Raw genomic sequence first — 25509 nt, 5'->3', positions numbered from 1 at the left:
TTTTGTAGTAACGAAGGAATCAATGCGTATGGGCGACTGCGGGGCGTTCTGAGCCGCCCAGAATGTTAAACAGCACGTTCAGCGACAACGCACTGAGCGTGGCCATGGCGATGCCACTGTGGGTAATCGGGCTCATCCACAAGGGCAACTGGGCGAAGAACTCCGGGCGCACCACGGGGATCAGGCCCATGCCGATACTGACCGCTACCAGCAACTGGTTGCGACGGTCGGCGATGTCGGCTTCCTGCAGGATCTTGATCCCGGTCGCCGCAACCATGCCAAACATTGCGATAGCCGCACCGCCCAGCACCGCAGGAGGGATCGATGCCACCAGGAATGCGGCCTTGGGCAGCAGGCTGAGGACAATCAGAAAGGCTCCCGCCATGATCGTCACCGAACGGCAGCGCACACCGGTCATCTGTACCAGGCCGATGTTCTGGGCGAAAGAGGAGTGGGTGAAGGTGTTGAAGAACCCGGCGAAAAACGACGCCCCGGCATCGCACAGCAGGCCGCGCCGCAGCATTTTCGGGGTGACTTCCTGGCCGGTGATCTTACCCAGCGCGAGGAACATGCCGGTGGACTCGACAAAGATAATCACCACCACCAGGCACATCGACAGAATCGGCGCCAACTCGAACGTGGGCATACCGAAGTGCAGCGGTGTGACCACCTGCAGCCACGGCGCCTGCTCCAGGCCGCCGAGGTCGACCATACCGAGCAATCCACACAAGGCGTAGCCCAGTGCCATGCCGATCAGTACCGAGATATTGACCCAGAAGCCACGCATAAAACGGTTGATCAGCAAGATGGTGGCGAGCACCAGGCCGGCGATGGCCAGGTAGATCGGTGAGCCGAATTGCACAGCGGTAGCGCCACCACCGGCCCAGTTCACCGCGACAGGAAACAACGAAAGACCGATAGCCGTAATCACGGTACCGGTCACCAGAGGTGGGAAGAAGCGCACCACCTTGGACATGAATGGGGCGATGACCATGCCAAAGAACCCGGCGGCGATGGTCGCGCCAAAAATCCCTTGCAGGCCGATACCTGGCATGCCGGCCATGGCGACCATGCTGCCGACGGCGGCGAAACTGGCGCCCATCATCACCGGCATGCGGATACCCAGCGGGCCGATGCCAAACGACTGGACCATGGTGGCGATCCCCGCCACCAACAGGTCGGCGTTGATCAAAAAGGCGATTTCTTCACGGCTCAAGCCCGCGGCTTGTCCGATGATCAGCGGTACGGCCACCGCGCCGCCGTACATCAGCAGTACATGTTGCAGGCCTACCAGGATCAGTTGCAAAAGTGGAAGCCGCACCATGGCGGGCGCGGCAGGAATCTGCGTTTCTAACTGGGACATGCAACACCTCGAATCTTTTTTATTTTTGTGTTGTTTGGCAACCGCTGTGCGGTTGATCGCCGGCAAGCCGGCTCCTACAAGGCGTGCATTCACCTGTAGGAGCCGGCTTGCCGGCGATGGCGGCCGTCAAGCCACCAAAGAGTTAATTGGTGCGGGCCCCCTGATTGATCCAACTGCCAATCAACTCCCGCTCCTGCTGGGTCATCTGGGTAATGTTGCCCAATGGCATGATCTGGCTGGCCACCGCCTGCGCTTGAATGCGCGCCGCCTGCTGCTGGATCTGCGCCGGGGTATCGAACATCACCCCGGCCGGCGCGGTGCTGAACAGCGGGCTGGTGGGCTTGGCCGAATGGCACACGGTGCAACGCTCTTCAATCACGCTGTGCACCTTGCCAAAATCCGTCGAGGCCTGGGCCGCAGGCGCTTGTGCCGCTGGTGCTGGCGCGGCGGGAGCTGCTGGCTTGAGGCCGCCACCCAGCGCGGTTTCCGGCAATGGCTGGTACTCGATCGCTGCTGGCGCCTTGGCCACGTCCGGTGTGGTCGCCACGGGTTTAGGACCGGTGACATAGGCCAGGCAGATCATCGCCAGGGCGCCGACCGGTAGGGTCCACGCGTATTTCTGGCTGTCATGACGGGTGTTGAAGTAGTGCCGTACCAACACCGCCGCCACCGCGATCCCGGCCAGGATCAACCAGTTGTACTGGCTGCCGTAGGTGCTCGGGAAGTGGTTGCTGATCATGATGAACAGCACCGGCAGGGTGAAGTAGTTGTTGTGACGCGAGCGCAGCAGGCCCTTGGCCGGCAGTGCCGGGTCTGGGGTGCGGTTCTCCGCAATCGCTGCCACCAGCGCACGCTGGGCCGGCATGATGATACGGAACACGTTGCCGACCATGATGGTGCCGATGATCGCACCCACATGCAGGTACGCACCGCGGCCGCTGAACACCTTGCTGAAGCCGTAGGCCGCGCCGATCAACAGGACGAACAGGATAAAGCCGAGCAGGGCAGGGCGTTTGCCCAGGGCCGAGTCGCACAGAAAGGAGTAGATGAACCAGCCAGCGAACAGTGAGCCTATGCCCAGCAACACGCCTTCGGTACCGCTGAGGCTGCTGCCGGGGGCGAGCAGGTACAGCGTCGGGTTGAGGTAGAACACCACGCACAGCAGCGCGACGCCCGACATCCAGGTGAAATAGGCTTCCCATTTGAACCAGTGCAGGTTGTCCGGCATGGTCGGTGGGGCCAGTTTGTATTTTTCCAGGTGGTAGATACCGCCACCGTGGATCGCCCATAAATCGCCAGCCAGGCCGCTTTTGGGGTTGACGCGGTTCAGGTTGTTTTCCAGCCATACGAAATAGAAAGACGCACCGATCCAGGCCACGCCAGTGATCATATGAACCCAGCGCACGCTTAGGTTCAGCCATTCCAACAGATGTGCTTCCACAGTCTTTACCTCTCGCCCGTCACCCTTGTTGTCGGGTGATCGGACCTTCTCTTATTGGTGGGGGGCAAGGATCAACCGCTCATCCTCTTTGAAAAAATGCTCATCGCAGTTATTGCCTGTGCCACTGCGATCAACCACCAGGAAGTCATCCCGCTTTTCGATCGTCAGCACCGGGTGGTGCCAGACGCCGCGATGGTAATTAATGCCCTGCCTGCCGTTGGTGACGAAGGCGCGGACCAAGCCTGATACAGGTTCATCGCCAACCGGCGCGACCACGATCAGAAAGGGGTTGCCGAGCAGCGGGATAAAGGCCTGGCTGCCCAGCGGGTGTCTTTCCAGCATGCACACGGTCAGCGGCATGTCCTGCGCATCGGCGCGGAAGATGCTGATGATGGCGTGGTCTTCTGGCGTGGCGGTTTCTACCGTCGCCAGTTTATGAAAGCGCATGGTCGAGCCGTTGTTGATCATGAAGTGATCGCTGCCATCGGTTTCGATAACGTCTCCGAAAGGGGCGAAGGCTTCTTTGGTCAAGGGTTCGATCATCAGTGTGCGCATGGCTGTCTTCTTATCCGGATTCTGTGTTGTTTGTTCTGGCGCCTTCGCGAGCAAGCCCGCTCCCACATTTGGAATGCATTCCCCTGTGGGAGCGGGCTTGCTCGCGAATGGCATCACCGCTTACTTCGAAACCTTGCCGAAAACCCGCAGGCGGCTTACACCACCATCCGGGAATACGTTGAGGCGGATGTGGGTGATCGGGCCCAGTGCCTTGATCTGCTCGGCGAAGGTGTGTTCGGCGTGCATTTCCAGTTTCTGTGCCGGCAGCAGTTCGCGCCAGAACAGCGATTGGGTCTCGATCTGGCTGTCAGTGCCGCCCTTGACGAACGCGGCCTGGATCGAGCATGTGTCCGGGTAGTTGCCCTTGAAGTGCAGGGTGTCGACCACCACTTTCTCGATCTCGCCGGCATGCCCCAGCGCGACGATCACCCAGTCATTGCCAGGTGTTCGACGACGCGCGGTTTCCCAGCCATCGCCCATGTTGATGCCACGGCCCGGGTTGAGGATGTTGCCCATGCGCCCGAAGTGTTCGTCGGAGCAGGCCAGTGCACGGCCGCCATTGAGGGAGGAGGCCAGGTCCACTTGTTCGTTGTCGCCCACGGCCGACCAGTCGCGGAACGGAATGCCGTACACCCGCAGACGCGCTACGCCACCATCGGGATAGATGTTGAAGCGCAGGTGGCTGAATGCCTGGTCGTTGTTGATTTCGTGGAAATGATGGCTGTTGCCCTGCAACTCTACGGCAGACAGCACTTCGACCCACTGGGTGTTGTCATCGGGCTCGCCCGACGCCAGGAAGCAACCTTCCAGGGACGCCGATGGCGGGAAGTTGCCGGTGAAGAATGAAGTGTCGATGTCCACGCCCTTGATCGAGCCCGGTACGCCCAGGCGGATCACCGCGCTGTCGAAGCCTTCGAAGCGCTTGCGGCGTGACTCCCAGCCGTCCATCCACTTGCCGTTATCATCGAACACGCCCTCCTTCCATACGGCCGGGGTCGGCTGGAACAGTCGGTTGGCGTCGGCGAACCAGTCATCAGTCACAGAGATGATCTTGGTGCCCAGGCGGGCGTCGGCCAGGTTGACTAACTTCTCGAAAGGTAGGAGTTGCGCTTTCATTCTTCTTGTCTGCCTTAGATAGAGTGGCTGGGGATGGTCGTTTAGAGGGTCAATAAACGGAACAACGCGATCTTGTTGATCTCTGCCAGTGCGCACTTGAACTCGGTCTCGACCGGGTTATGGATGCGCGTTTCAAACGCGGCGAGGATCTGATGCCGGTTGCTGCCTTTTACCGCCATGATGAAGGGAAACTTGAACTTGGCCTTGTAGGCGTCGTTCAGCTCGGTGAAGCGCGAAAACTCGTCGCTCGAGCATTGGTGGATACCGGCGCCAGCTTGTTCATGGGTACTGGCTTCGGTCAGTTGGCCCTGGACGGCAGCTTTGCCGGCCAGGTCCGGGTGAGCGTTGATCAGGGCCAGTTGCCTGGTGTGATCGGCGCTCAATAGGATATCGCTCATGCGCTGGTGCAGGGTTTCGATCTCATCGATCGAGGCGTCCTGGCCCAGGTCGAAGGCCTTTTCGGCCACCCATGGCGAGTGTTCATAGATATCGGCGAAGGCTGCGACAAATTCGTCGCGGCTGAGGGCCGATGGCTTCAAGGTTTGGAAAGCAGTCATTTGGCGGCTCCCTGGAAAGGGTGTACGTCATGCCAGTGGCGGGCAATGTCGACGCGGCGGGTGAACCACACCTGGTCATGGCCCTTGGCGTATTCGATAAAGCGCTTGAGTGCGGCCAGGCGCGCCGGGCGGCCGATCAGGCGGCAATGCAGGCCGATGGACAGCATCTTCGGCGCCTCGGCACCTTCGGCATACAGCACATCGAACGCGTCCTTGAGGTACTCGAAAAAGTCGTCGCCTTTGTTGAAACCCTGGACCTGGGTGAAGCGCATGTCATTGGTGTCCAGGGTGTAGGGGATCACCAGGTGCGCCTTGCCGGTCGGGTTGTTCGGTTCCCAGTAGGGCAGGTCGTCGTCGTAGGTGTCGCAGTCATACAGGAAGCCACCTTCTTCCATCACCAGCCGCCGCGTATTCGGGCCGGTGCGCCCGGTGTACCAGCCCAGTGGGCGCTCGCCGGTCAGCTCGGTAAGGATGCGGATGGCTTCGAGCATGTGCTCGCGCTCCTGGGCCTCATCCATGTACTGGTAGTCGATCCAGCGGTAGCCGTGGCTGCAAATCTCGTGACCGGCGGCGACCATCGCACGGATAACATCGGGGTGACGCTGGGCGGCCATGGCCACGGCGAAGATGGTCAGCGGAATGTCGAATTCCTTGAACAGCTTGAGGATGCGCCACACGCCGGCACGGCTGCCGTATTCGTACAGCGACTCCATGCTCATGTTGCGCGCGCCTTGCAGCGGCTGGGCCGAGACCATTTCCGAGAGGAAGGCTTCCGACTCTTTGTCGCCGTGCAGGATATTGCGCTCACCGCCTTCTTCGTAATTGAGTACGAACGACAGGGCGATACGCGCCTTGCCCGGCCAGTGAGGGTGCGGTGGGTTACTGCCGTAACCGATCAGGTCGCGTGGGTAGTCAGCGCTCACTGCAGTCTTCCTTCTTGTTCGTGATCGATGGTGTGGCGGCCGTTGCGTCACAGCGATGGGCTGATTGTATACAACTTAATGGTCACTTTGTAAGCCTGTATTTCTGCATTTTTTCCGAGTGGTCGTGCCAGCCTATCCTTGCAAGAAACTTGCCCGACTGGTCAACTAAATATCAAAAACCTGCGGCACCGCTTTAGTGTAGGAGCGGGCTTGCCGGCGATAACGATCTTCGTGTAACCGCACTGCTCGCAGATACACCGTCATCGCCGGTAAGCCAGCGCCCATTGGGGAAGAGGGGGGTTGTTGAATTTATTGTGTACAATTTTTTTGAAAAGTGTCTTAATCAGCCATCGCCGGCTTTTTCAATGCCCCACAAAGGTGCGGCCTCTTATTAATCGATGACACGGGAGCTCCAATCCATGGGACGACTGACCACACACGTACTGGACGCCGCACACGGCTGCCCAGGCAGCGCCATCAAGGTTGAACTGTACCGCGTCGAGGGCGCGCAACTGGAGCTGGTCGCCAGCGCCCTGACCAACAGCGACGGCCGTTGCGACGCACCGCTGCTGCAAGGTGACGACTACCGCAGTGGGGTCTACCAGTTGCAGTTCAGTGCCGGGGATTACTATCGCGCCCGTGGTGTGCAACTGCCGGAACCGGCGTTTCTCGATGTGGTAGTGCTGCGTTTTGGCATCAATGCCGAACAGGATCACTACCATGTGCCGCTGCTGATTTCGCCCTACAGCTACTCCACCTACCGCGGTAGCTGAGTCGTCGCCTCGCTTCACACCCCCAAATGCTCTTCGTTGGTTTCGCCCGCTCACACTGCGGGCTTTTTTTTTGCCCGCTCTGTAGGAGCGAGCTTGCTCGCGAAAAACGTCAACGATAACGCGTGTTGTCTGGCTACACGCGGCGCTCTCAAGTTCTTCGTCGGAGCGCCGCCCGGAGACAAGCTCGCTCCTACACGGCGTCAGGAAGCCACTAGCCCCTGAGCAGCGATGCCGCCCCGGCGCTGCCAAACAGCCCGGCACTGAAGCGGTTGAACCAGCTCTGGCCCTTGCCGGTGCGCAGGTAGCGCGCGGCGCCGTGGGCACCCAGGCCGTAGGCCAGCTTGCATAGCAGGTCAAGCACGGTCCAGGTGGCGATCATGATCAGCAGTTGCGGCAGGAACGGCTGCTGGCTGCTGAGAAACTGCGGCAGGAAGGCGGCGAAAAACAGAATGTCCTTGGGGTTGCTGGCGCCCAGCACAAAAGCTCGGCCAAACAGTGCACGAAAACGCGGCACGGGGGCTGCGTCCGGCACCACGGCGCCCTGGGACGGCAGGCGCGATTGCTGCCAGCTCTGCCACGCGAGGTAGAACAGATACAGCGCACCGACGATCTTCAAGGCGCTGAACAACTGCTCCGACGCCAGCAACAAGGCCCCCAGGCCCAGGGCCGAGGCGCTCAACAGGCAGATCGAGGCAAACACCCCGCCAAGAAACGCCGGGTACGAACGGCGCAGGCCGTAGTTCAGGCTGTTGCTGATCATCAGCAGCGACAGCGGCCCCGGAATCAGGATCACGATCAAAGCAGCGCCGCTGAACAGCAGCCAGGTTTCCACGCTCATTACATTCCTCCATACATGCAAAAGCCCCACCCAAGGGTGAGGCGGTTTTCGCCGGCTTCCGAGTTACAGGAAGATAAACTTGGCGATGAAAATCGCGCACAGCACCCACAGACTGATGGAAATCTGCTTGTACTTGCCCGTGCCGGCCTTGAGGGCCACGTAAGTGATAAAGCCCAGCGCGATGCCGTCGGCGACCGAGAAGGTCAGGGGCATCATGATTGCCGTGACAATCGCCGGAATGCTGTCGGTGGCGTCGTCCCATTCGATATGGGCCATGCCGCTCATCATCAGCATCGCCACATAAATCAGCGCACCGGCCGTGGCATACGCAGGAATCATGCCTGCCAGCGGGGCGAAAAACATCGCCGCTACAAACAGCACGCCCACGGTCACAGCCGTAAGCCCGGTGCGCCCACCGGCCGCCACGCCCGCGGCGCTTTCCACATAACTGGTCACGGGCGGTACACCGACCACTGCGCCAAACACGCTGGAAGCACTGTCGGCTTTCAAGGCCCGCGACAGGTTCTCGATCTTGCCGTCGGCATTGACCAGGCCCGCCCGCTGGGCAACGCCCATCAGGGTGCCGGCGGTGTCGAACATGTGCACAAACAGGAAGGCGAATACCACACTGATCATGCTGACGTTGAACACGCCCATCACGTCCATCGCCATCCAGGTCGGCGCCAGGCTCGGCGGGGCGGCGACGATGCCCTGGTACTGCACCAGGCCCAGGCCCCAGCCGGCCAGGGTGACCGCAATGATGCTGATCAAGATTGCGCCGAATACCCGGTGGTAACTGAGGATCGCGATCAGCAGGAAGCACACGGCCGCCAACAGCGGGGCCGGTTCATGCAGGGAGCCGAGCTTGATCAGGGTGGCGGGGCTGGCAACGATGATGCCGGCGGTTTTCAGGCCGATCACCCCCAGGAATAGACCCACCCCGGCGCCCATGGCGTGGCGCAGGCTTACCGGAATGCTGTTGAGCAGCCATTCGCGGATGCGCGACAGCGTCAGGATCATGAACAGCACGCCGGAGATAAACACCGCACCCAGCGCGGTCTCCCAGGTGTAGCCCATGGTGCCGACCACGGTGTAGGTAAAGAACGCATTCAAACCCATGCCCGGCGCCAGGCCTACAGGCCAGTTGGCATACAGGCCCATCAGCAGGCAGCCGAGGGCTGCGGCGATGCACGTCGCGACAAAGGCGGCGCCGTGGTCGATGCCCGCGTCGGCCATGATGTTGGGGTTGACGAAGATGATGTAGGCCATGGTGATAAACGTCGTGAGGCCGGCGATCAGTTCGGTCTTCACTGTGGTGCCATGCAAGCTGAGTTTGAACAGGCGTTCCAGCCAGCCCTGCTTTGCGGTCGAAAGGTGGGGCGGACTGAGGTCCAGGGTCGGGGCGTCGGATTTATGGCTTTCCACAGCAAGTACTCCTCAAGAGTTTTATTGTTATTTCCAGCACCGGACACTGGGGTGGGCAGCGGTGCTTTGAGGTACCAGCGGGCTTTGTTGACCATCAGGTCAGGAACTCGCACGAAGCGAATTATGCTTTTGTATACAAAGAAAGCAAATAATGTTTGCGATTATGTGTGCAAAAAAGATGAAAGGCCAATTTCAAGGCAGGGTCAGGGCCTTGTTCACTGCCAGCCAACCCATCACCGCCTCTTCACCGGCCTCGGCGAAGGCGTGCTGCAGCAGCTTGACTTGTTCGCGGCGCAAGGACTGTTCGAAGCGCTGGCCTTCCTCGGTCAACTGCAACAGGCGCTTACGTTTGTCAGCGTCCGAGGCAACGCTGTCGACCAGCTGCATTTCCTGCAATTGGCGCAGCGGCATGTTCAGCGCCTGCTTGCTCACCCCCAACAGCTCCAGCAGTTGCTTGACGCTCAAGGCGGGGTAGCGGGCGATAAAAAACACGATGCGCTGATGCACCCGGCTCAAGCCCCGACGCTCCAGCATTGCGTCGGCCTTGGCGGTAAAGGCCTGGTAGCCGAAGAAAAACGCTTCCATGGCGGCTTGCTGCGAAGTCTGGTTTTTAAGGTCAAGCATATTGACGTATCTGCCTTGGGCGTCGTAATTTCGGTCAACCAGTTTGACGTATTTTCCCCAGGCTTTGCTACCGGTGACCCCTATGGCTTTCTCTGAACGTGTTTCGCGCCTTAAAAGCTCCTTGATCCGTGAGATCCTCGCGGCGGCCCAGCGCCCGCAGGTGATGTCATTTGCCGGTGGCCTGCCCGCCGAAGCCATGTTGCCGACGCTGGATTGGCAAGGCATGCCGCCGGCCATGGGCCAATACGGCATGAGCGAGGGCGAGCCGCAATTGCGCGAGTTGCTGGCCGCCGAGGCGCGGTCGCTGGGGGTGGCTTGCGAGGCCAGCCAGGTCCTGGTGGTCAGTGGTTCGCAGCAAACCCTGGACCTGGCGGCCAAGTTGTACATCGACCAAGGCACGCAAATCCTGCTGGAAGGCCCGACCTACCTGGCCGCCCTGCAGATCTTTCAACTGTTCGGCGCCGATTGCCTGACCGTGGAGCTGGAAGCCGACGGCCCGGACCTGACGGCGCTGCGCAGCAATCTGGAACGCCATCGCCCGGCGTTCATCTACCTGATCCCTACTTTCCAGAACCCGTCGGCGGTGCGCTATAGCGAAGCCAAGCGCGATGCCGTGGCGGCGCTGCTCGATGAATTCGGCGTGACCCTGATCGAAGACGAGCCGTACCGCGAGCTGACCTTTGATGGCGGCAGCGCCCGACCGATTGTCAGCCGCTTGCGCAAGGCCAGTTGGATCTACACCGGCACCGTCTCGAAAACCCTGCTCCCGGGCCTGCGGGTCGGCTACCTGATCGCCAGCCCCGACCTGTTCCCGCACCTGCTCAAGCTCAAGCAGTCGGCGGACCTGCACACCAACCGCGTCGGCCAATGGCAGGCCATGCAGTGGATCGGCACCGAGCGCTACCAGCAACACCTGGTGCAACTGCGCAGTTTTTACCGTGAGCGTCGCGATGGGTTCCAGGCAGCATTGACGCGCCACTTCGATGAACTGGCCGACTGGCAAGTGCCCCAGGGTGGATTATTCTTCTGGCTGACCTTGAAACAGCCTCTGGATACCCGCACCTTGTTGGCACCAGCGCTCGACCAGGACGTGGCGTTCATGCCCGGTGAACCGTTCTTTTCCGAGCCGGACCAGCACCACGGGCACCTGCGGCTCAATTTCAGCCACATCGACCCGGCACGCCTGGACGAAGGTCTCAAGCGTCTCGCGGCGGTGATCCGTCAAGCACAGCGCGCGCAAGCGGCATAAGGGGAGCTTCATGTACAAGGTTTATGGCGATTACCGTTCGGGCAACTGCTACAAGGTCAAGTTGATGCTCAACCTGCTTGGCATCGCGTATGAGTGGGTCAATGTCGACATCTTGAACGGCGACACCCAGACCGCCGAGTTCCTGGCGAAGAACCCCAACGGCAAGATCCCGGTACTGGAGCTCGAAGACGGCACCTGCCTGTGGGAGTCCAACGCGATCCTCAACTTCCTCGCCGACGGCAGCGAGTTCCTGCCCACCGAACCGCGCCTGCGCACCCAGGTGTTGCAGTGGCAGTTTTTCGAACAATACAGCCATGAGCCGTACATCGCGGTGGCGCGGTTTATCCAGTTTTACCTGGGGCTGCCGGACGATCGGCTGGAGGAGTACAAGACTACCCATAAAGGCGGCTACAAGGCCTTGAGGGTCATGGAGAAACAGCTGCAGGCCACGCCCTACCTGGTGGGCGATCAATACTCGATTGCCGATATTGCGCTGTATGCCTACACCCATGTGGCCCATGAGGGTGGTTTTGACCTGAGCCCCTATCCGGCCGTGCAAGCCTGGCTTGCACGCGTGGCCAGCCATCCCCGGCACGTGCCGATGCTCGACTGATTTACGGCATCACTGTAGGAGCGGGCTTGCCCGCGATGGCGGTGTGTCAGTCAACTATCCATCAACGGACACGCCGCCATCGCAGGCAAGCCAGCTCCCACAAGGGGCCATGCCTGTCTGTCAGATCGCGGCGAAGCGTTTGTCCAGGTAGTCGATGATCACTTTGGAGTCATACATCCAGGTGGTCTGGCCGTTTTCTTCGATACGCAGGCACGGCACCTTGATCTTGCCGCCTTGGGTAAGCAAGGTCTGGCGGTCCTGCTCGTTGTTCTTCGCGTCCTTGAGCGCCACCGGTACATTCAGGCGGTGCAGGGTGCGGCGGGTCTTCACGCAGAACGGGCAGGCGTGGAATTGGTAGAGGGTCAGGCCCTTGGCCGCTTCATTGACCTGTGCCTGTTGCTCGGCAGGGCGCTGTTTTTTGCGTGGGCGGGTAAGGAAGTCGCCCGCGATGATGACGTGGCCGAGGCCCACTCGAAGTGCTTTGACGAACATGGCTGAAACCTCTTGCCCATGACAGAAGGGGCCGCAGCTTACCTGATTTCCACAGGCGAAAAAAAACCGGCGATGAATGCCGGTTTTTTCTTACGCAGCCTGTTACTTGATCAGGCTGAGAAACTCGCTGCGGGTTGCCGCGTTTTCGCGGAACTCACCCAGCATCACCGAGGTGATCATCGACGAATTCTGCTTCTCCACACCGCGCATCATCATGCACATGTGCTTGGCCTCGATCACCACGGCAACGCCCAGGGCACCGGTCACCTGCTGGACCGCTTCGGCGATCTGGCGGCTGAGGTTTTCCTGGATCTGCAGGCGGCGGGCATACATATCGACGATCCGCGCGACCTTCGACAGGCCCAGGACCTTGCCGCTGGGGATATAGGCGACATGGGCCTTGCCGATGAACGGCAGCAGGTGGTGTTCGCACAGCGAGTACAACTCGATGTCCTTGACCAGCACCATTTCGCTGTTGTCGGAGCTGAACAGGGCGCCGTTGGTGACCTCTTCCAGTGTCTGCTCATAGCCGCGGCAAAGGTACTGCATGGCCTTGGCGGCACGTTTTGGCGTGTCGAGCAGGCCCTCGCGGGAAACGTCCTCGCCGATTTGGCCGAGGATTGCGGTGTAGTTTTGTTCCAATGTCACAGGACTGTTTCCGTATGGGTTTCAGAACGGTACGGTGTATGCCTGTACCAATGTGAAGCGGTACGCCAGCGAGCGGTCGTGCAGCGTCGCCAGTGATTGGCGCACATAGTAGCGTAGGTATGCCGAGAGGTGTAATTCCCTGGAATGCGGGGTTTGCATTCGTGGCGAGGGGGCTACACCCCCGGTGGGCTGCGAAGCGGCCCCAAAACCTGGCGCCTCGGTGTATCTGATAAAGCGCAGTGGGCCTTATAGATTGGCGCTGCTTCGCAGCACAGCGGGGGACGAGCCCCCTCGCCACAGATGAACCTTTCCCAGGTCATTCACTCGTCACGCCCTTCAAGCATCGTGCGCTTGAGCATCACATACACCGCACCGGCGCCACCATGGCGCGGTTGGCAGGAGGTGAACCCGAGCACTTGGGCATGTTGGCGCAGCCAGGTATTGACGTGACTCTTGATCATCGGGCGCTTGCCGTCCAGGCGCACGGCCTTGCCGTGGGTCACGCGTACGCAGCGGATCTCGAACTTGGTGGCTTCGGCAAGGAACGCCCAGAGGGTTTCCCTGGCCTTTTCCACCGTCATGCCGTGCAGGTCGAGGCTGCCTTCGAAGGGGATCTGCCCGGCCTTGAGCTTGCGCACCTGGCTTTCCTGGACCCCATCGCGGGACCACATCAACTCGTCCTCGGGGCCGACGTCAATCACGAACTGGTCCGATAGGCCGTCCACCGTGGTGGCATCCGTGCGCACCGTGGCCGACTGGCGCAGCTTGGCGATCTGCGCGCGGTCGGTCTTGGGTTTGCCGGTATCGGCGCGATCGTGCTTGATCGGCTTGACGCCGCGCAGCTCGTTCTTGAATAGGGAAAAATCGTCGTCTTGCATGTCAGCCTCCGCGCGGGGCGGGCAGTTTACCCAAATCGAGGCGGTTGATGCGGGACAAAACGCTATCAGTGTTCCCTCAATCGTGCTTTTTCATCAGGTGCGAGGCGATGTTCAGCGACAGTGGCTGGCGCATACGGCGCCGGCAACGGCGCCACAGCCAGACGCCCAGCCACAGGATCAACAGCCCGCTGACCAACAGCACCGCCGCGCCACCCGGGCTGGCATTGAGTTCGCCCAGCGCGGGCGAATGACCGAACAGACCGGCAGCACCGGCCAACGAAAGCAGCAAGCCACACAACGCCAGCAGCGCGGCAAATGCCACGCCCAGGCGCAGACGCCAGTTGCTCGGGCCCTTGGGGCGCAAGCGACGAGCGTCAAAACCATCGGATATCTTCATTCCGACCTTTCCTCCAGGGTATCGGCCCTTCGACCGGAAGTTAAACAACTTGTTCCGGGCTGGGAGGCAATTGCGGTAAATGACAGGCTTTAGCGGATGAGCGGGGCCTTTGCGGTGGCCGCGCCGCTCATCGACAGGGCGACCAGATCAGATCAGATCTTGGGTCAGGGCCAGGGTGGCGAAGTTGTCGGCCATGATGGCCATTTCTGTCTGCTGTACATGCTCGGCGCTGAGGATGCCGCCTTTGTAAGGCAGGTCGCGGGTCGCGCAGGCGTCTTCGACCAGGGTGCAGCGAAAGCCCAGGTTCTTTGCCGCACGCACGGTGGTGCTGACACTGGAGTGGCTCATGAAACCGCAGACGATCAAGTCCAGGGAGCCGAGCTCCTGCAGGGTTTTTTCCAGGAGCGTGCCATGGAAAGCGCTGGGCAGCAGCTTGCCGATGATGGTTTCGTCGTCTTGTGGCTCCAGGCCGGGAATAAACTCGCCGCGCTCGCCCTGAGGGTCGAACAGGCCACCAACGGTGCCCAGGTGACGCACATGCACGATGGGCCGCCCGGCCTTGCGTGCGGCAGCGCTCAGTTGCTTGATGTTTTCTACTGCGGCGTCCATGCCCGACAGGGCGAGCGGGCCGCTCAAGTATTCTTTCTGGGCATCGATGATCACAAGGGTCGCGTGGCTCAAATTGGCCGGTGCGTAACCGCGACCGCTGAGTTGAAACATCGTCTTTGGAACGGACATTCTGGGGCTCCTGTGAGTGGGGCTTTTGCGACATTGTCCTCTGGCTGAGCGGTTCTGTGAATCGCTACTAACGTAAGGTGCGCCGTTGTTGGCCTACAGCCCTGTCAAGAGGGGCTGCTGTGTAACAGAAAAACCTTGAATCAGGTTGGATCTGACGTTTTGCAAAGGTTTTTCATACATCGTCCGTACAGCTTAAGGCTGTTAGAATTGCCAGTCGTTTTTTCCTGGAGCTTGCCCCGTGATCACTTCCCGCCTGCGCACCTTGCGCGACCATATCCGTTGGGCTGTCAGCCGTTTCCATGGGGAAGACCTGTTTTTTGGCCATGGTACCGACAATGCCTGGGATGAAGCCCGGCAATTGGTGTTGGGTGCGCTGCACCTGCCTTGGGAAATTGCCGACAGCTACCTGGATTGCAACCTCGAAGAAGAAGAGATTTCCCACGTCCAGCGCCTGCTGCATCGCCGTATCCACGAGCGCGTGCCCACCGCCTACCTGTTGAAAGAAGCCTGGTTCTGCGGCATGTCGTTTATCGTCGACGAGCGCGTGTTGATTCCGCGCTCACCGATTGGCGAACTGATCGAAAACCGCTTCGAGCCCTGGCTGGCCCAGCCGCCGGCGCGCATCCTCGACCTGTGCACCGGCTCCGGTTGCATCGGTATTGCCTGCGCCTACGAGTTCCAAGAGGCCGAGGTGGTGCTGGGGGACTTGTCCTTCGAAGCGCTGGAAGTGGCTAACCAGAACATCGAGCGCCATGGTGCCGACGAGCGCGTGTACACCGTGCAGGGTGATGGTTTCGACGGTTTGCCCGGCCAGCGCTTTGACCTGATTGTGTCCAACCCGCCGTATGTCGATGCCGAAGACTTTGCCGACATGCCCGATGAATACCAGCACGAACCCGAACTGGGCCTGGCCTGCGGTGACGACGGCTTGAACCTGGTGCGCCGGATGTTGGCCGAAGCGGCCGATCATCTGACCGAGAAGGGCTTGTTGATTGTCGAGGTGGGCAACAGCCAGGTGCACGTTGAGGCGCTGTACCCGGAAGTGGATTTTGCCTGGCTGGAATTCCAGAACGGTGGTCATGGCGTGTTCATGCTCACGGCGGAGCAGTGCCGGGCGCATCAGGCGGTGTTTGCCGCCAGGGTCTAGCCCGGACCATGTAGGAGCTGGCTTGCCTGCGATGGCATCAACTCGGTGTAGCTGATACACCGAGTTGATGCCATCGCAGGCAAGCCAGCTCCCACATTTGATTTGATTTGATCAGTTAAAGCGTGTTGTCAGCGGTGCGTCGCAATCCAGATCAACAGCCCCGCCTGGAACACGGTAAACGCCACCAGGCAGGTGATGGTGAAGCGCAAGCCGCTGTCTTCGCGCTTGAACTTGATGACCTTTTCTTCTTCGTGGCGCAGTTTCACTTCCTGTTCCGCCAGGTTCTGCTCGGCCTGTTGCAGCATCTGCGCCGCCTCCAGGATTTCCACGAACTGCACCTTCTCGGTGTTCCAGCTGTCCAGCACTTCGCTGACCTTGCCCGGCTGCACGTGCCCTTTGAGGTGCTGCACATCGGCATAGGCCACATCAAAACCCTGGATCCGCAAAAAGTGATCGCGGCGCAGGCGGGTGGCTTCGTTCAGCGCGTCTTTGTTTGCCAGGTCCACACCGTCGACGCGATAGTGCGACCACTTCTTCTTCGCCCACGCGGCGCCCTGGGCCACCAGGAAACGACCGAGGCCACGGTTGGCCGGCTCGATTTCCAGGCTGTTGCCCGGGCCAAAATGCACGCGGTGGGTGGCGTGGTCGACCCACACATCCAGGTGATTCTGTTCGCGCCGCACCCGTTGGGCGGGCAATTGGATGACCATGCGCAGCAGGCTGTGGTCCTTGTTGTTGCGTTCGGCGTAGCCAAATTGCACAAAGCGCAATGGCCGGGCGCCGGTCGCGCGGTCAGTGGCCAAGGGCGCCAGGCGCAGCATCTTGAAGTGTTCGGCCTCAACCTCCGCCCACGGCAGAGCCGCCGCAGCCGCCGCTTCGGTTTCGGCGGTGCTCTCGGCGGGAGATTCCGGTACTGCTTCGGTGTTCGTCATTCGGCGCGATCCTGTCCAAGCCCAGCGAGTCGGCAGTCTTTTTGCTGTCGACCCTGTGCTTATCGGCCGTTTTCTCCAGGACTGGAGGGTAAATAGTGGGTTATCGGGGGCGAAGTCCGTCGATAAAGCTCACCAGGCGCCTGCCCAACGCGTCGGCGAGGGGCAATTGTGGGTTGTTGTAGGAGCTCAACTGTTGTTTCACATCGTTGGGTACGATGCGCATGACGTGGTTCATGCCGGGAATCACCGCCAGCTCGGCGTCGGGTTTGGCCTGCTTGAGCTTTTCGGCATCGGCCACTCCCACTTGCAGGTCGGTGGTGCCCTGGACAATCAGGGCCGGCATGTTCAGGCGAGCGAATGCCGCCGCAGGATCTGCGCGAAACAGACTGATCAGATAAGGCTGCACGCTGGGGCGGAAAATACCCTGCAGTGGGTCGGGCACATCGGCATCGACCTGGCCGGCCTTGAGTCGGTCGAGGATCTGGTTACTGCGCAGCAGCAGGGCCGGTGGCAGGTGATCGGCCAGTTGCTGGCGGATCACCTGGTCCACCGGGCGGGCACTGCCGGACAGGGAAACCACCCCGGCGGGGTCGAGCTCAGGGGCGGCCAGGGCTGCGACCAAGGCGCCTTCACTGTGGCCCAGCACTATCAGGGGCCCGAAACGCGAATCGGCCTTGAGGGATTTGCCCCAGGCCACCGCGTCGGCCACATAGGCATCCAGCGTCAGGTTGCGCTCATCGGGCGTGGCCTTGAGGCTGGCGGCCACGCCGCGCTTGTCGTAGCGCACGCTGGCAATGTTGTGGCGGGCCAGGACCCAGGCCAGGCGTTTGAGGCTGTCGTTGCGTGCCCCTTCGGCGCTGTTGCCGTTGCGATCGGTGGGGCCGGAGCCCGCAATGATCAGCACCACGGGCACGGGCTTGGCGGATTGCGGCAGCAGCAACAAGCCAAACAACTCGCCACTGCCGGTGTCCAGGCTGATGGGGCGTTGCAGCACCACAGGGGCGGCGGCGTGGGCGGCGGTACAGATCAGGGTGAGGGTAAACAGTAAAACTCGCAGCATCATCGCGCCATCATGAGGAAGGTGCCGGTTGGACCAACGTCTACCGGGAAGGTTTCGAGGATGAACTACTGGGTGAGCCTGCGTATACTGGCGCGCTTAGTTATCACGGTTGAGTTGATTCAACTGATTTCACGGAGCGCTCTGCATGTCCGGCAATACCTACGGCAAGCTGTTCACTGTCACCACCGCAGGCGAAAGCCATGGTCCGGCGTTGGTCGCCATTGTCGACGGCTGCCCGCCCGGCCTTGAGCTGTCCCTGGACGACCTGCAGCGCGACCTCGACCGCCGCAAGCCCGGCACCAGCCGCCACACCACCCAGCGCCAGGAGCCCGACGAAGTCGAAATCCTCTCCGGCGTGTTCGAAGGCCGCACCACCGGGTGCGCCATCGGCCTGTTGATCCGCAACACCGACCAGAAGTCCAAGGACTATTCGGCGATCAAGGATCTGTTCCGCCCGGCCCACGCCGACTACACCTATCACCACAAATACGGCGAGCGCGACTACCGTGGCGGTGGCCGCAGTTCGGCGCGGGAAACCGCGATGCGCGTAGCTGCCGGGGCCATCGCCAAGAAGTACCTGGCGACCCAGGGCATTGTGGTTCGTGGCTACATGAGCCAGTTGGGCCCGATCGAAATCCCGTTCAAGACCTGGGACAGCGTGCAAGACAACGCCTTCTTCAGCCCCGACCCGGACAAGGTGCCGGAACTGGAAGCCTATATGGACCAGTTGCGCCGTGACCAGGATTCGGTAGGCGCCAAGATCACCGTGGTCGCCGAAGGGGTGATGCCGGGCCTGGGCGAGCCGATCTTCGACCGCCTGGACGCTGAACTGGCCCATGCGCTGATGAGCATCAACGCGGTCAAGGGTGTGGAAATCGGCGCCGGTTTCGCCTGCGTTGCCCAGCGTGGCACCGAGCATCGCGATGAGCTGACCCCGCAAGGCTTTGTCAGCAACAACGCTGGCGGCATTCTTGGGGGCATCTCCTCCGGCCAGCCGATCGTGGCGCACCTGGCACTCAAGCCGACATCGAGCATTACCACGCCGGGGCGTTCCATCGATGTGCATGGCAACCCGGTGGACGTGATCACCAAGGGCCGCCATGACCCTTGCGTGGGCATCCGCGCCACGCCGATTGCCGAGGCAATGATGGCCATTGTGCTGATGGACCACCTGCTGCGCCACCGTGGGCAGAATGCCGATGTGTGTGTAAGTACCCCGGTGCTGGGCCAGCTGTGACGGTCTGACCGTGACAGCACTCCCGTACTGGCGACTTTCCAGCTTCTATCTGTTCTATTTCGCCCTGCTGGGGGCGACGGCGCCATTCCTGGCGCTGTATTTCCATCATCTGGGGTTCTCCAGCGCGCGCATTGGCGAGCTGGTAGCGATCCCGATGCTGATGCGCTGCGTGGCACCCAATATCTGGGGCTGGCTGGGGGACTACACCGGTCGGCGCCTGGCCATCGTGCGGTTTGGCGCGGTGTGCACGTTGCTGAGTTTTTCGCTGATCTTCGTCAGCCAGAGCTACGCCTGGCTGGCGCTGGTGATGGCCCTGCATGCGTTCTTCTGGCATGCGGTGCTGCCGCAGTTCGAGGTCATCACCCTGGCGCATCTACGCGGCCAGACCTCACGCTACAGCCAGGTCCGCCTCTGGGGCTCGGTGGGTTTTATCCTCGCCGTCGTTGCCCTGGGGCGGCTGTTTGAAGCCCTGAGCCTGGACATCTACCCGGTGGCAATCGTGTTGATCATGGCCGGCATCATCGGTGCCAGTTGGTGGGTGCCCAATGCCCAGCCGACGTCCACCGGGGAGCGCGGGGCCGGCGACGGCTTCCTGCGGCAATTGCGCAGCCCTGGTGTGCTGGCGTTCTATGCCTGCGTGGCCTTGATGCAAATGAGCCACGGCCCGTACTACACCTTTCTTACTCTGCACCTGGAAAGCCTCGGTTACAGCCGTGGTGTGATCGGTTTGTTGTGGGCCTTGGGCGTGGTGGCAGAAGTGTTGATGTTCATGGCCATGAGCCGGATTCTCACGCGCTTCTCGGTGCGCCGGGTGCTGGCGGCGAGTTTCCTGCTGGCGGCGTTGCGCTGGTTGTTGCTGGGTTCGTTCGCCGAGTTCCTGTGGGTGCTGCTATTTGCCCAATTGCTGCATGCCGCGACCTTTGGCAGCTTTCATGCGGCGGCCATCCAGTTTGTGCAGCGCAGCTTCGGTGCACGCCAGCAAGGCCAGGGCCAGGCCCTGTATGCGGCGCTGGCCGGCACCGGCGGCGCGCTGGGCGCCTTGTATTCCGGTTATAGCTGGAACCAACTGGGGCCGACCCTGACCTTCAGTATCGCCAGCCTCGCGGCCCTGGCCGCCGCGTTGCTCATGCTGCTGCGCTTGCCCGAGGAACGGCCGTGAGCCCGGCCCATCATCTGCAGACTCTTACCGCCCGAGGACCCCTTTTATGAGCATTCTCTTCGTTTATCACGTTGCCACCCCGGACACCCCGAACAAGGTCCTGACCCACGCTGACGACATTGCCTCGACCCTGGCCGAGCACGGCGTGGGCTTCGAGCGCTGGCAGGCGAACACCCGCGTCGAGGCCGGTGCCAGCGCGGCCGAGGTGACGGCGGCGTACCAGGGGCCCATCGACAGCTGGATGACCGCCCAGGGCTACGCGCACGTAGAGGTATTGAGTGTGAGCCGCGAGCATCCGCAAAAGGACGCCGTTGCTGCGGGTTTGCGCGATGAATATCGCCACGATGCCGATGAAATCCGCCTGTTCGCCGCCGGGCGAGGGCTGCTCGGCCTACACATCGGCGATTACATCTTCACGGTACTCTGCGAAAAACACGACCTGCTGCGCATCCCGGCCGGCATACCGCGCTGGTTTGACTTGGGGGAAGAACCGCGTGTGGTTGCCATCAGCCTGTTCCAGACGGCCGCCGGGGCCGTGGCGCAAGTAACCGGCAGTGATATCGCCCAAGCGTTCCCCGGATTGGATGATTGATCCAAGTTCGCTTTTCACAAACTTATTCAATACGCCGAAGTTGGATAAGTTTGTGGGAATGGGCTCTATAGTTTGTAAGTTATAGCTATTTGTCTGTGGGTCGATGTGTTAATTCCAGGCTTTATGTAACTCTCCCGTCGCTGTGTATTTATCTGTCAATAGGAGGAGTCCGAATATTGGCAGTGCAATTCAATAAGAGACGGAGAGGTATGCATGAGCAGCCCAGATGAGTCGATCCCATCCGTGGCGCCTGCGGCAAACGAGGCCTGTGAACAGGCGTCCGACCACAGGGCAGATGGCGCACAACTGGCGTTGCCGAACAAGCCGCTGACTGCGAAGGAACTGGAAATATTGCATTGGGCCACGGAGGGCAAGACCGTATGGGAAATCAGTCGGATCCGTTGCGTCTCACAAGCCACGGTAAAATTTCACCTGCGCAATATCTACTGCAAGCTGCGCGTCAACAACCGGGTCCAGGCGGTGAGCGAGGCGATCAAGCGCGGTTTGTGCAGATAAAAAAAGGCCGTGAAGCCTGACGGCTTCACGGCCCTGGAAAACAAACCGGTACTCAGGCCGAGTGGTAGGTCGGCAGGGCAAAGCGGTGCTGGCTTTGCAGCATCGAAATCTGCGGCAGCTCGCTGGCCTGTTCTGCCAGGTCACGACGGATGGCGCTGATGACCCACGTCAGTTGGTCGGCAGTGTGCAGCTGCTGGTACGAAATCGAGCGTTTGATCTGCTTGCCCTCGGTGTTGCGCAGGGTCAGCAGGATGCCACCGTCAGGACGCGCTTGGGTGGTGACGTCGTAGTTGGAGAATACAGAAGCGAATTTGTCTTGGATCAGGCTCATGTCTATCGGCTCCATTGGCTCGTGTTGTGCGGCATGGAGTGATAGGTGCAGTGATTGTGCCAGTATTGCTTTTTATAAAAAATCCTTACAAATCAGTATCTTATAAAAATTTGAATTTTTCGGTTTCGTGCAATATGCATGAATGGCCATCGTGCATCCTGCATTTTGCGCTATTGGCCGGTGACGAACGGTGCTGGGCGGCACCGCGCTGTGGGATACAAAACATTGCAAATCCTGCGTGTACAGCCAAGGAATGGCTGACGTATTTTCCTGAAAGGCATTCAGGAACGGTCCTACGTCCCATGACGGCCTGCAGACCCTACGAATAATAAGAAAAAGGACTTCTGTACATGAGCAATCCGAACAGCGAGATGATTACCCTCGGCATGATGTTGCGCAAGGTGCCGACCATTGTCCGGGCCCTGCCACGCCTGGTACGGGGTATCCGCGTCGCCAACATCACTGACCCCGATCAACCCTGCGGGTTGGGCTGGACCTTCGAACAGGCCACCCAACGCAACCCCGAGGGCGCGGCGCTGCTGTACGGCGACCAGGTGCTCAGTTACCGCCAGGCCAACCAGCATGCCAACCGCATCGCCCATCACCTGCAAGCCCAGGGCATTGGCAAGGGGGATGTGGTCGCGCTGTTTATTGAAAACCGTCCCGAACTGCTGCTGACCGTGCTGGCGGTGGCCAAGGTCGGCGGCATCTGCGCCATGCTCAACACCGCGCAAACCCAGGCAGTGCTGGTCCACAGCCTGACCCTGGTAGATCCGGTGGCGATTGTGGTCGGCGCGGAGCTGGTCGAAGCCTACGACGCCGTGCGCGGGCAGGTGGCGATTGATCCTCAGCGCACCTGGTACGTTGCCGAACAACCGGCGGCGCCGGTGCCCGCGGGCTATGTCGACCTGATGGCTGCCAGTGCGGACTGCTCGCCGGATAACCCCGCAAGCAGCCAGCAGATCTACTTCAACGACCCATGCTTCTATATCTACACCTCCGGCACCACCGGTTTGCCCAAGGCTGGCATCTTCAAGCATGGCCGTTGGATGAAATCCTCGGCGAGCTTCGGCACCATCGCCCTGGACATGGGGCCGGAGGACGTCGTGTATTGCACCCTGCCGCTGTACCACGCCACCGGGCTCTGCGTGTGCTGGGGTTCGGCGATTGCCGGCGCGTCGGGGTTTGCCATCCGCCGCAAGTTCAGCGCCAGCCAGTTCTGGGACGATGTGCGCAAATTCAACGCAACCACCCTGGGATATGTCGGTGAGTTGTGCCGCTACCTGATCGACCAGCCGCCAAGCCCGCGCGACCGCGACAACCGCGTGGTGAAGATGATCGGCAACGGCTTGCGCCCCGGGGTGTGGGGGCCGTTCAAGGAGCGCTTTGGCGTCGAGCATATCTGCGAGCTGTATGCGGCCAGCGACGGCAATATCGGTTTCACCAACGTGCTGAATTTCGACAACACCATCGGCTTTTCCCTGATGCACTGGGCGCTGGTGGACTACGCCCATGACACCTGCGAACCGATCCGTGGCAGCAATGGCTTCATGCGTGAAGTGCAGAAGGGCGGGCAGGGCCTGCTGCTGGCCAGGATCGACGACAAGGCGCCGTTCGATGGCTACACCGACCCGGAAAAGAACCGCAAGGTGGTCTTGAGCGATGTCTTCGAAAAGGGCGATCGCTATTTCAACACCGGCGATCTGCTGCGCAGCATCGGCTTTGGCCATGCGCAGTTCGTCGACCGCCTGGGCGACACCTATCGCTGGAAGGGCGAGAACGTTTCCACCACCGAGGTGGAAAACATCTTTATGCAGTACCCGCAGATCACCGAGGCGGTGGCCTACGGTGTGGAAATCGCCAATACCAACGGCCGCGCCGGGATGGCCGCGATTACCCCGTCCGAGTCCCTGGCAACCCTGGATATGCGGGCGCTGTTGCAGTTCGCCCTGAGCCAGATGCCGGCCTATGCGGTGCCGCTGTTCCTGCGGATCAAGGTCAAGATGGAAACCACAGGCACCTTCAAGTACCAGAAGGTGCGCCTCAAGGAAGAGGCGTTCGACCCGGCCAGGGTCGGTGATGATCCGCTCTATGCCTGGCTGCCAGGCACGGATGCCTATGTGCCTGTGACCGAGCAGGTGCTGGTGGATATTCAGGGCGGAAAATATCGCTACTGACGGTGGGTGATAGAGCCTGACTATTGCGGCTTTCGGCAAAAAAGGGGTGACAGGCGTGGCGCTGCTCGGGAAACTGACGGCCTTACGCCACACCCCACAGGGAGCCGCAGATGTCAGATCAAGCCAAACAAATGACCGAAGATGAAGCCGCCGAATTTGCCGAGCAGGTCTTCGACGTGGCCCGCCGGGGCGATGCCGCCATGCTGGCCGCGCTGCTGGCCAAGGGCTTGCCGGTCAATCTGCGCAATCACAATGGCGATACCTTGTTGATGTTGTCCGCCTATCACGGGCATGCCGAGGCGGTGAAGGTGCTGCTGGAGTTCAAGGCCGACCCGCAGATGGCCAATGACAAAAATCAGTTGCCCATTGCCGGTGCTGCGTTCAAAGGCAACCTCGCGGTGGTCAAGGCGTTGATCGAAGGTGGCGCGCCGGTTGAAGGCGCATCTGCCGATGGCCGCACGGCGCTGATGATGGCCGCGATGTTCAACCGCACCGAGATAGTCGATTACCTCCTCAGCGTCGGGGCCAACCCGAAGGCCACCGATGCCCAGGGCGTGACTGCGCTGGTGGCGGCCCAGACCATGGGGGCAGTGGATACGACGGCGCAGTTGCAAAAACTGGTGTAGGCTTTGCGCCCTCAAAATCAGCCTCGCCACAGGATCCGCTCATGAACACCGCGCTCGTCGAACTCATCACTAAAATCAGTTCCGGTTGCCTGGGCGAGGCCGAGATCGCGCAGATCGCCGACGAGGCTGCCCAAGCCTACGCGGATGCCGACGGGTTCCTGGCGGCCAACCCCGATATCAACTACGACGACAGCTTCCCCATCCCCCTGGGTGAGTGGATTGTGGTCGGTAGCCTGCCGGAAACGGTGCTGTTCCAGGCCGATACCTACCAGGACCTGTTCGCCCAGATCGTCGCCTCGTTTGGTCCCGACGTGGCGTTCAACCTCAAGCCCAAGCAATTGGCCAAGACCGAGGCGCTCACGGCGCTCAATCGCATCCAGATCCAACTTGCTGCCATGAACCCGGAAAACGGCGGCTACACCCTGATGAACTTCAGCCAGTTGCTCGATGACGAGATCCAGGCGGTGTTGGTGTACGGCAACGATGTACCACGGGTGCTGGAGTTGTGTGCTGCAGTCGGGATCAAGGGTGAGCCGTCCCTGGAAGCCCTGCGTATCGCCTTGCACGTATGAAATAAAACGGAACCCTCGCCAGGGCTGGCTATCCTAAGCAGGCAAGCCCTCACTTAGGAGCGACACCATGGGTTCCACATTTAACAGCCTGATTGGCTTGATCATCCTGGCTTTGGATATCTGGGCGATCATCAACGTGTTCAAAAGCGGCGCCAGCACCGGCGCCAAAGTGTTGTGGATCCTGTTGATCCTGCTGTTGCCGGTATTGGGCCTGATTATCTGGGCCATCGCCGGACCACGGGGCAATGTGCGGATCTGATCCTCAGTGAGCACAAGCAAGTAATGTGCGGCCTTGCCGGCGATAGCTGTGAGTATCTACACAAGTATCTTCTTGGTATGTGTACATATCCGTTGTTGCGGTCACGGCCACTTAGGGTTCCGCCCTTACGGCGGGTCACTTTCGAAGAGCGCGAAAGTAACCAAAGCGCTCATGCCCCACCACTCGGCACCTCGCCTAGGCTCGGTGTGCCCGTCATCCGACATTGATTTGGGGGGCCGCCGCGATGGGCCATCCATGGCCCAGCGCGGCT

The 25509-nt window shown here is 60.8% G+C and carries 29 protein-coding genes; 12 read left to right on the top strand and 17 right to left on the bottom strand.

Going from position 1 to position 25509, the window contains the following annotated elements:
* Positions 1–19 precede the first annotated feature (19 nt).
* The 6 genes from BHC62_RS14365 to puuE form a co-directional block, all read right to left on the bottom strand.
* Positions 20–1363 (bottom strand): nucleobase:cation symporter-2 family protein, encoded by a 1344-nt coding sequence (locus BHC62_RS14365; protein ID WP_029300392.1) that lies wholly within the window; start codon positions 1361–1363, stop codon positions 20–22.
* A 142-nt stretch (positions 1364–1505) separates the two neighbouring features.
* Entirely contained in the window at positions 1506–2804 is a 1299-nt protein-coding gene (locus BHC62_RS14360) for a urate hydroxylase PuuD (protein ID WP_029300390.1), read from the bottom strand.
* Between the two features lie 51 nt (positions 2805–2855).
* The gene (locus tag BHC62_RS14355) at positions 2856–3359 is read right to left on the bottom strand and encodes an ureidoglycolate lyase (protein WP_029300388.1); all 504 of its coding nucleotides are present in this window, start codon (positions 3357–3359) and stop codon (positions 2856–2858) included.
* 120 nt (positions 3360–3479) lie between these two features.
* On the bottom strand, positions 3480–4475 hold the full coding sequence (gene alc, locus BHC62_RS14350) for an allantoicase (RefSeq protein WP_070995356.1): 996 nt from the start codon (positions 4473–4475) through the stop codon (positions 3480–3482).
* A 41-nt stretch (positions 4476–4516) separates the two neighbouring features.
* Positions 4517–5032 (bottom strand): 2-oxo-4-hydroxy-4-carboxy-5-ureidoimidazoline decarboxylase, encoded by a 516-nt coding sequence (gene uraD / locus BHC62_RS14345; RefSeq protein ID WP_029300384.1) that lies wholly within the window; start codon positions 5030–5032, stop codon positions 4517–4519.
* The gene (puuE, locus tag BHC62_RS14340; protein WP_029300381.1) at positions 5029–5955 is read right to left on the bottom strand and encodes an allantoinase PuuE; all 927 of its coding nucleotides are present in this window, start codon (positions 5953–5955) and stop codon (positions 5029–5031) included. Before puuE ends, uraD begins: the two co-directional genes overlap by 4 nt.
* A 419-nt stretch (positions 5956–6374) precedes the next feature.
* On the opposite strand from puuE, the gene uraH reads away from it, so the two are divergent.
* Complete coding sequence (gene uraH / locus BHC62_RS14335; RefSeq protein WP_070995355.1) at positions 6375–6728, top strand: hydroxyisourate hydrolase; 354 nt, start codon at positions 6375–6377, stop codon at positions 6726–6728.
* Between the two features lie 211 nt (positions 6729–6939).
* Here uraH and BHC62_RS14330 read toward each other — a convergent pair whose 3' ends face one another.
* The 3 genes from BHC62_RS14330 to BHC62_RS14320 all read right to left on the bottom strand — a co-directional run bounded on the left by BHC62_RS14330 (position 6940) and on the right by BHC62_RS14320 (position 9615).
* A complete protein-coding gene (locus BHC62_RS14330; protein ID WP_032863245.1) occupies positions 6940–7566 on the bottom strand; it encodes a LysE family translocator in 627 nt (208 codons plus the stop codon).
* Between the two features lie 63 nt (positions 7567–7629).
* Entirely contained in the window at positions 7630–8961 is a 1332-nt protein-coding gene (locus BHC62_RS14325) for an NCS2 family permease (protein WP_186350907.1), read from the bottom strand.
* 222 nt (positions 8962–9183) lie between these two features.
* The gene (locus BHC62_RS14320; protein WP_070995354.1) at positions 9184–9615 is read right to left on the bottom strand and encodes a MarR family winged helix-turn-helix transcriptional regulator; all 432 of its coding nucleotides are present in this window, start codon (positions 9613–9615) and stop codon (positions 9184–9186) included.
* 82 nt (positions 9616–9697) lie between these two features.
* On the opposite strand from BHC62_RS14320, the gene BHC62_RS14315 reads away from it, so the two are divergent.
* Both BHC62_RS14315 and BHC62_RS14310 read left to right on the top strand, forming a co-directional pair.
* The gene (locus BHC62_RS14315; protein WP_070995353.1) at positions 9698–10864 is read left to right on the top strand and encodes a PLP-dependent aminotransferase family protein; all 1167 of its coding nucleotides are present in this window, start codon (positions 9698–9700) and stop codon (positions 10862–10864) included.
* Between the two features lie 10 nt (positions 10865–10874).
* Positions 10875–11477 carry a glutathione S-transferase family protein gene (locus BHC62_RS14310; protein ID WP_070995352.1) on the top strand — a complete coding sequence of 201 codons (603 nt, stop codon included), beginning with the start codon at positions 10875–10877 and terminating at the stop codon, positions 11475–11477.
* Between the two features lie 120 nt (positions 11478–11597).
* Here BHC62_RS14310 and BHC62_RS14305 read toward each other — a convergent pair whose 3' ends face one another.
* The 5 genes from BHC62_RS14305 to BHC62_RS14285 form a co-directional block, all read right to left on the bottom strand.
* A complete protein-coding gene (locus tag BHC62_RS14305) occupies positions 11598–11969 on the bottom strand; it encodes a glutathione S-transferase N-terminal domain-containing protein (RefSeq protein ID WP_029300369.1) in 372 nt (123 codons plus the stop codon).
* Positions 11970–12071: 102 nt separating this feature from the next.
* Positions 12072–12617, bottom strand: a complete 546-nt coding sequence (gene folE, locus BHC62_RS14300) for a GTP cyclohydrolase I FolE (protein ID WP_029300367.1) — start codon at positions 12615–12617, stop codon at positions 12072–12074.
* 320 nt (positions 12618–12937) lie between these two features.
* Positions 12938–13495 (bottom strand): Smr/MutS family protein, encoded by a 558-nt coding sequence (locus BHC62_RS14295; protein WP_029300365.1) that lies wholly within the window; start codon positions 13493–13495, stop codon positions 12938–12940.
* A 76-nt stretch (positions 13496–13571) separates the two neighbouring features.
* Positions 13572–13892, bottom strand: coding sequence for a hypothetical protein (locus BHC62_RS14290; protein WP_029300363.1), 321 nt, complete (start codon positions 13890–13892; stop codon positions 13572–13574).
* Positions 13893–14039: 147 nt separating this feature from the next.
* Complete coding sequence (locus BHC62_RS14285; protein WP_029300361.1) at positions 14040–14630, bottom strand: cysteine hydrolase family protein; 591 nt, start codon at positions 14628–14630, stop codon at positions 14040–14042.
* Between the two features lie 238 nt (positions 14631–14868).
* Between BHC62_RS14285 and prmB the strand changes: the two genes are divergently transcribed.
* Positions 14869–15777: a 50S ribosomal protein L3 N(5)-glutamine methyltransferase gene (gene prmB / locus BHC62_RS14280; RefSeq protein ID WP_029300359.1), complete on the top strand. Its 909-nt coding sequence runs from the start codon at positions 14869–14871 to the stop codon at positions 15775–15777.
* 128 nt (positions 15778–15905) lie between these two features.
* On the opposite strand, the gene BHC62_RS14275 is transcribed toward prmB, so the two are convergent.
* Together BHC62_RS14275 and BHC62_RS14270 are read right to left on the bottom strand one after the other, a co-directional pair.
* Positions 15906–16709, bottom strand: coding sequence for a hypothetical protein (locus tag BHC62_RS14275; protein ID WP_029300357.1), 804 nt, complete (start codon positions 16707–16709; stop codon positions 15906–15908).
* 100 nt (positions 16710–16809) lie between these two features.
* Positions 16810–17772 carry an alpha/beta hydrolase gene (locus BHC62_RS14270; RefSeq protein ID WP_070995351.1) on the bottom strand — a complete coding sequence of 321 codons (963 nt, stop codon included), beginning with the start codon at positions 17770–17772 and terminating at the stop codon, positions 16810–16812.
* A 142-nt stretch (positions 17773–17914) separates the two neighbouring features.
* On the opposite strand from BHC62_RS14270, the gene aroC reads away from it, so the two are divergent.
* From aroC to BHC62_RS14250, 4 genes are all read left to right on the top strand, one after another.
* A complete protein-coding gene (gene aroC, locus BHC62_RS14265) occupies positions 17915–19006 on the top strand; it encodes a chorismate synthase (protein ID WP_070995350.1) in 1092 nt (363 codons plus the stop codon).
* A 10-nt stretch (positions 19007–19016) separates the two neighbouring features.
* Complete coding sequence (locus BHC62_RS14260) at positions 19017–20165, top strand: MFS transporter (RefSeq protein ID WP_070995349.1); 1149 nt, start codon at positions 19017–19019, stop codon at positions 20163–20165.
* 46 nt (positions 20166–20211) lie between these two features.
* Positions 20212–20757, top strand: coding sequence for an acireductone dioxygenase (locus tag BHC62_RS14255; protein WP_029300349.1), 546 nt, complete (start codon positions 20212–20214; stop codon positions 20755–20757).
* 213 nt (positions 20758–20970) lie between these two features.
* Positions 20971–21273 carry a response regulator transcription factor gene (locus tag BHC62_RS14250; protein ID WP_032867617.1) on the top strand — a complete coding sequence of 101 codons (303 nt, stop codon included), beginning with the start codon at positions 20971–20973 and terminating at the stop codon, positions 21271–21273.
* A gap of 52 nt (positions 21274–21325) precedes the next feature.
* On the opposite strand, the gene BHC62_RS14245 is transcribed toward BHC62_RS14250, so the two are convergent.
* A complete protein-coding gene (locus BHC62_RS14245) occupies positions 21326–21604 on the bottom strand; it encodes a DUF3509 domain-containing protein (protein ID WP_029300345.1) in 279 nt (92 codons plus the stop codon).
* 350 nt (positions 21605–21954) lie between these two features.
* Between BHC62_RS14245 and BHC62_RS14240 the strand changes: the two genes are divergently transcribed.
* The 4 genes from BHC62_RS14240 to BHC62_RS14225 all read left to right on the top strand — a co-directional run bounded on the left by BHC62_RS14240 (position 21955) and on the right by BHC62_RS14225 (position 25238).
* Complete coding sequence (locus tag BHC62_RS14240; protein ID WP_029300343.1) at positions 21955–23781, top strand: long-chain-acyl-CoA synthetase; 1827 nt, start codon at positions 21955–21957, stop codon at positions 23779–23781.
* 110 nt (positions 23782–23891) lie between these two features.
* Complete coding sequence (locus tag BHC62_RS14235) at positions 23892–24407, top strand: ankyrin repeat domain-containing protein (RefSeq protein ID WP_070995348.1); 516 nt, start codon at positions 23892–23894, stop codon at positions 24405–24407.
* Between the two features lie 41 nt (positions 24408–24448).
* A complete protein-coding gene (locus tag BHC62_RS14230; protein WP_070995347.1) occupies positions 24449–24979 on the top strand; it encodes a hypothetical protein in 531 nt (176 codons plus the stop codon).
* Positions 24980–25046: 67 nt separating this feature from the next.
* Entirely contained in the window at positions 25047–25238 is a 192-nt protein-coding gene (locus tag BHC62_RS14225) for a PLDc N-terminal domain-containing protein (RefSeq protein ID WP_003192770.1), read from the top strand.
* Positions 25239–25509: the final 271 nt, after the last annotated feature.

The organism is Pseudomonas sp. 06C 126 (assembly GCF_001855215.1).
Classification (GTDB): Bacteria; Pseudomonadota; Gammaproteobacteria; order Pseudomonadales; family Pseudomonadaceae; genus Aquipseudomonas; species Aquipseudomonas proteolytica.
This window is presented reverse-complemented; position numbering and strand designations above follow the sequence as displayed.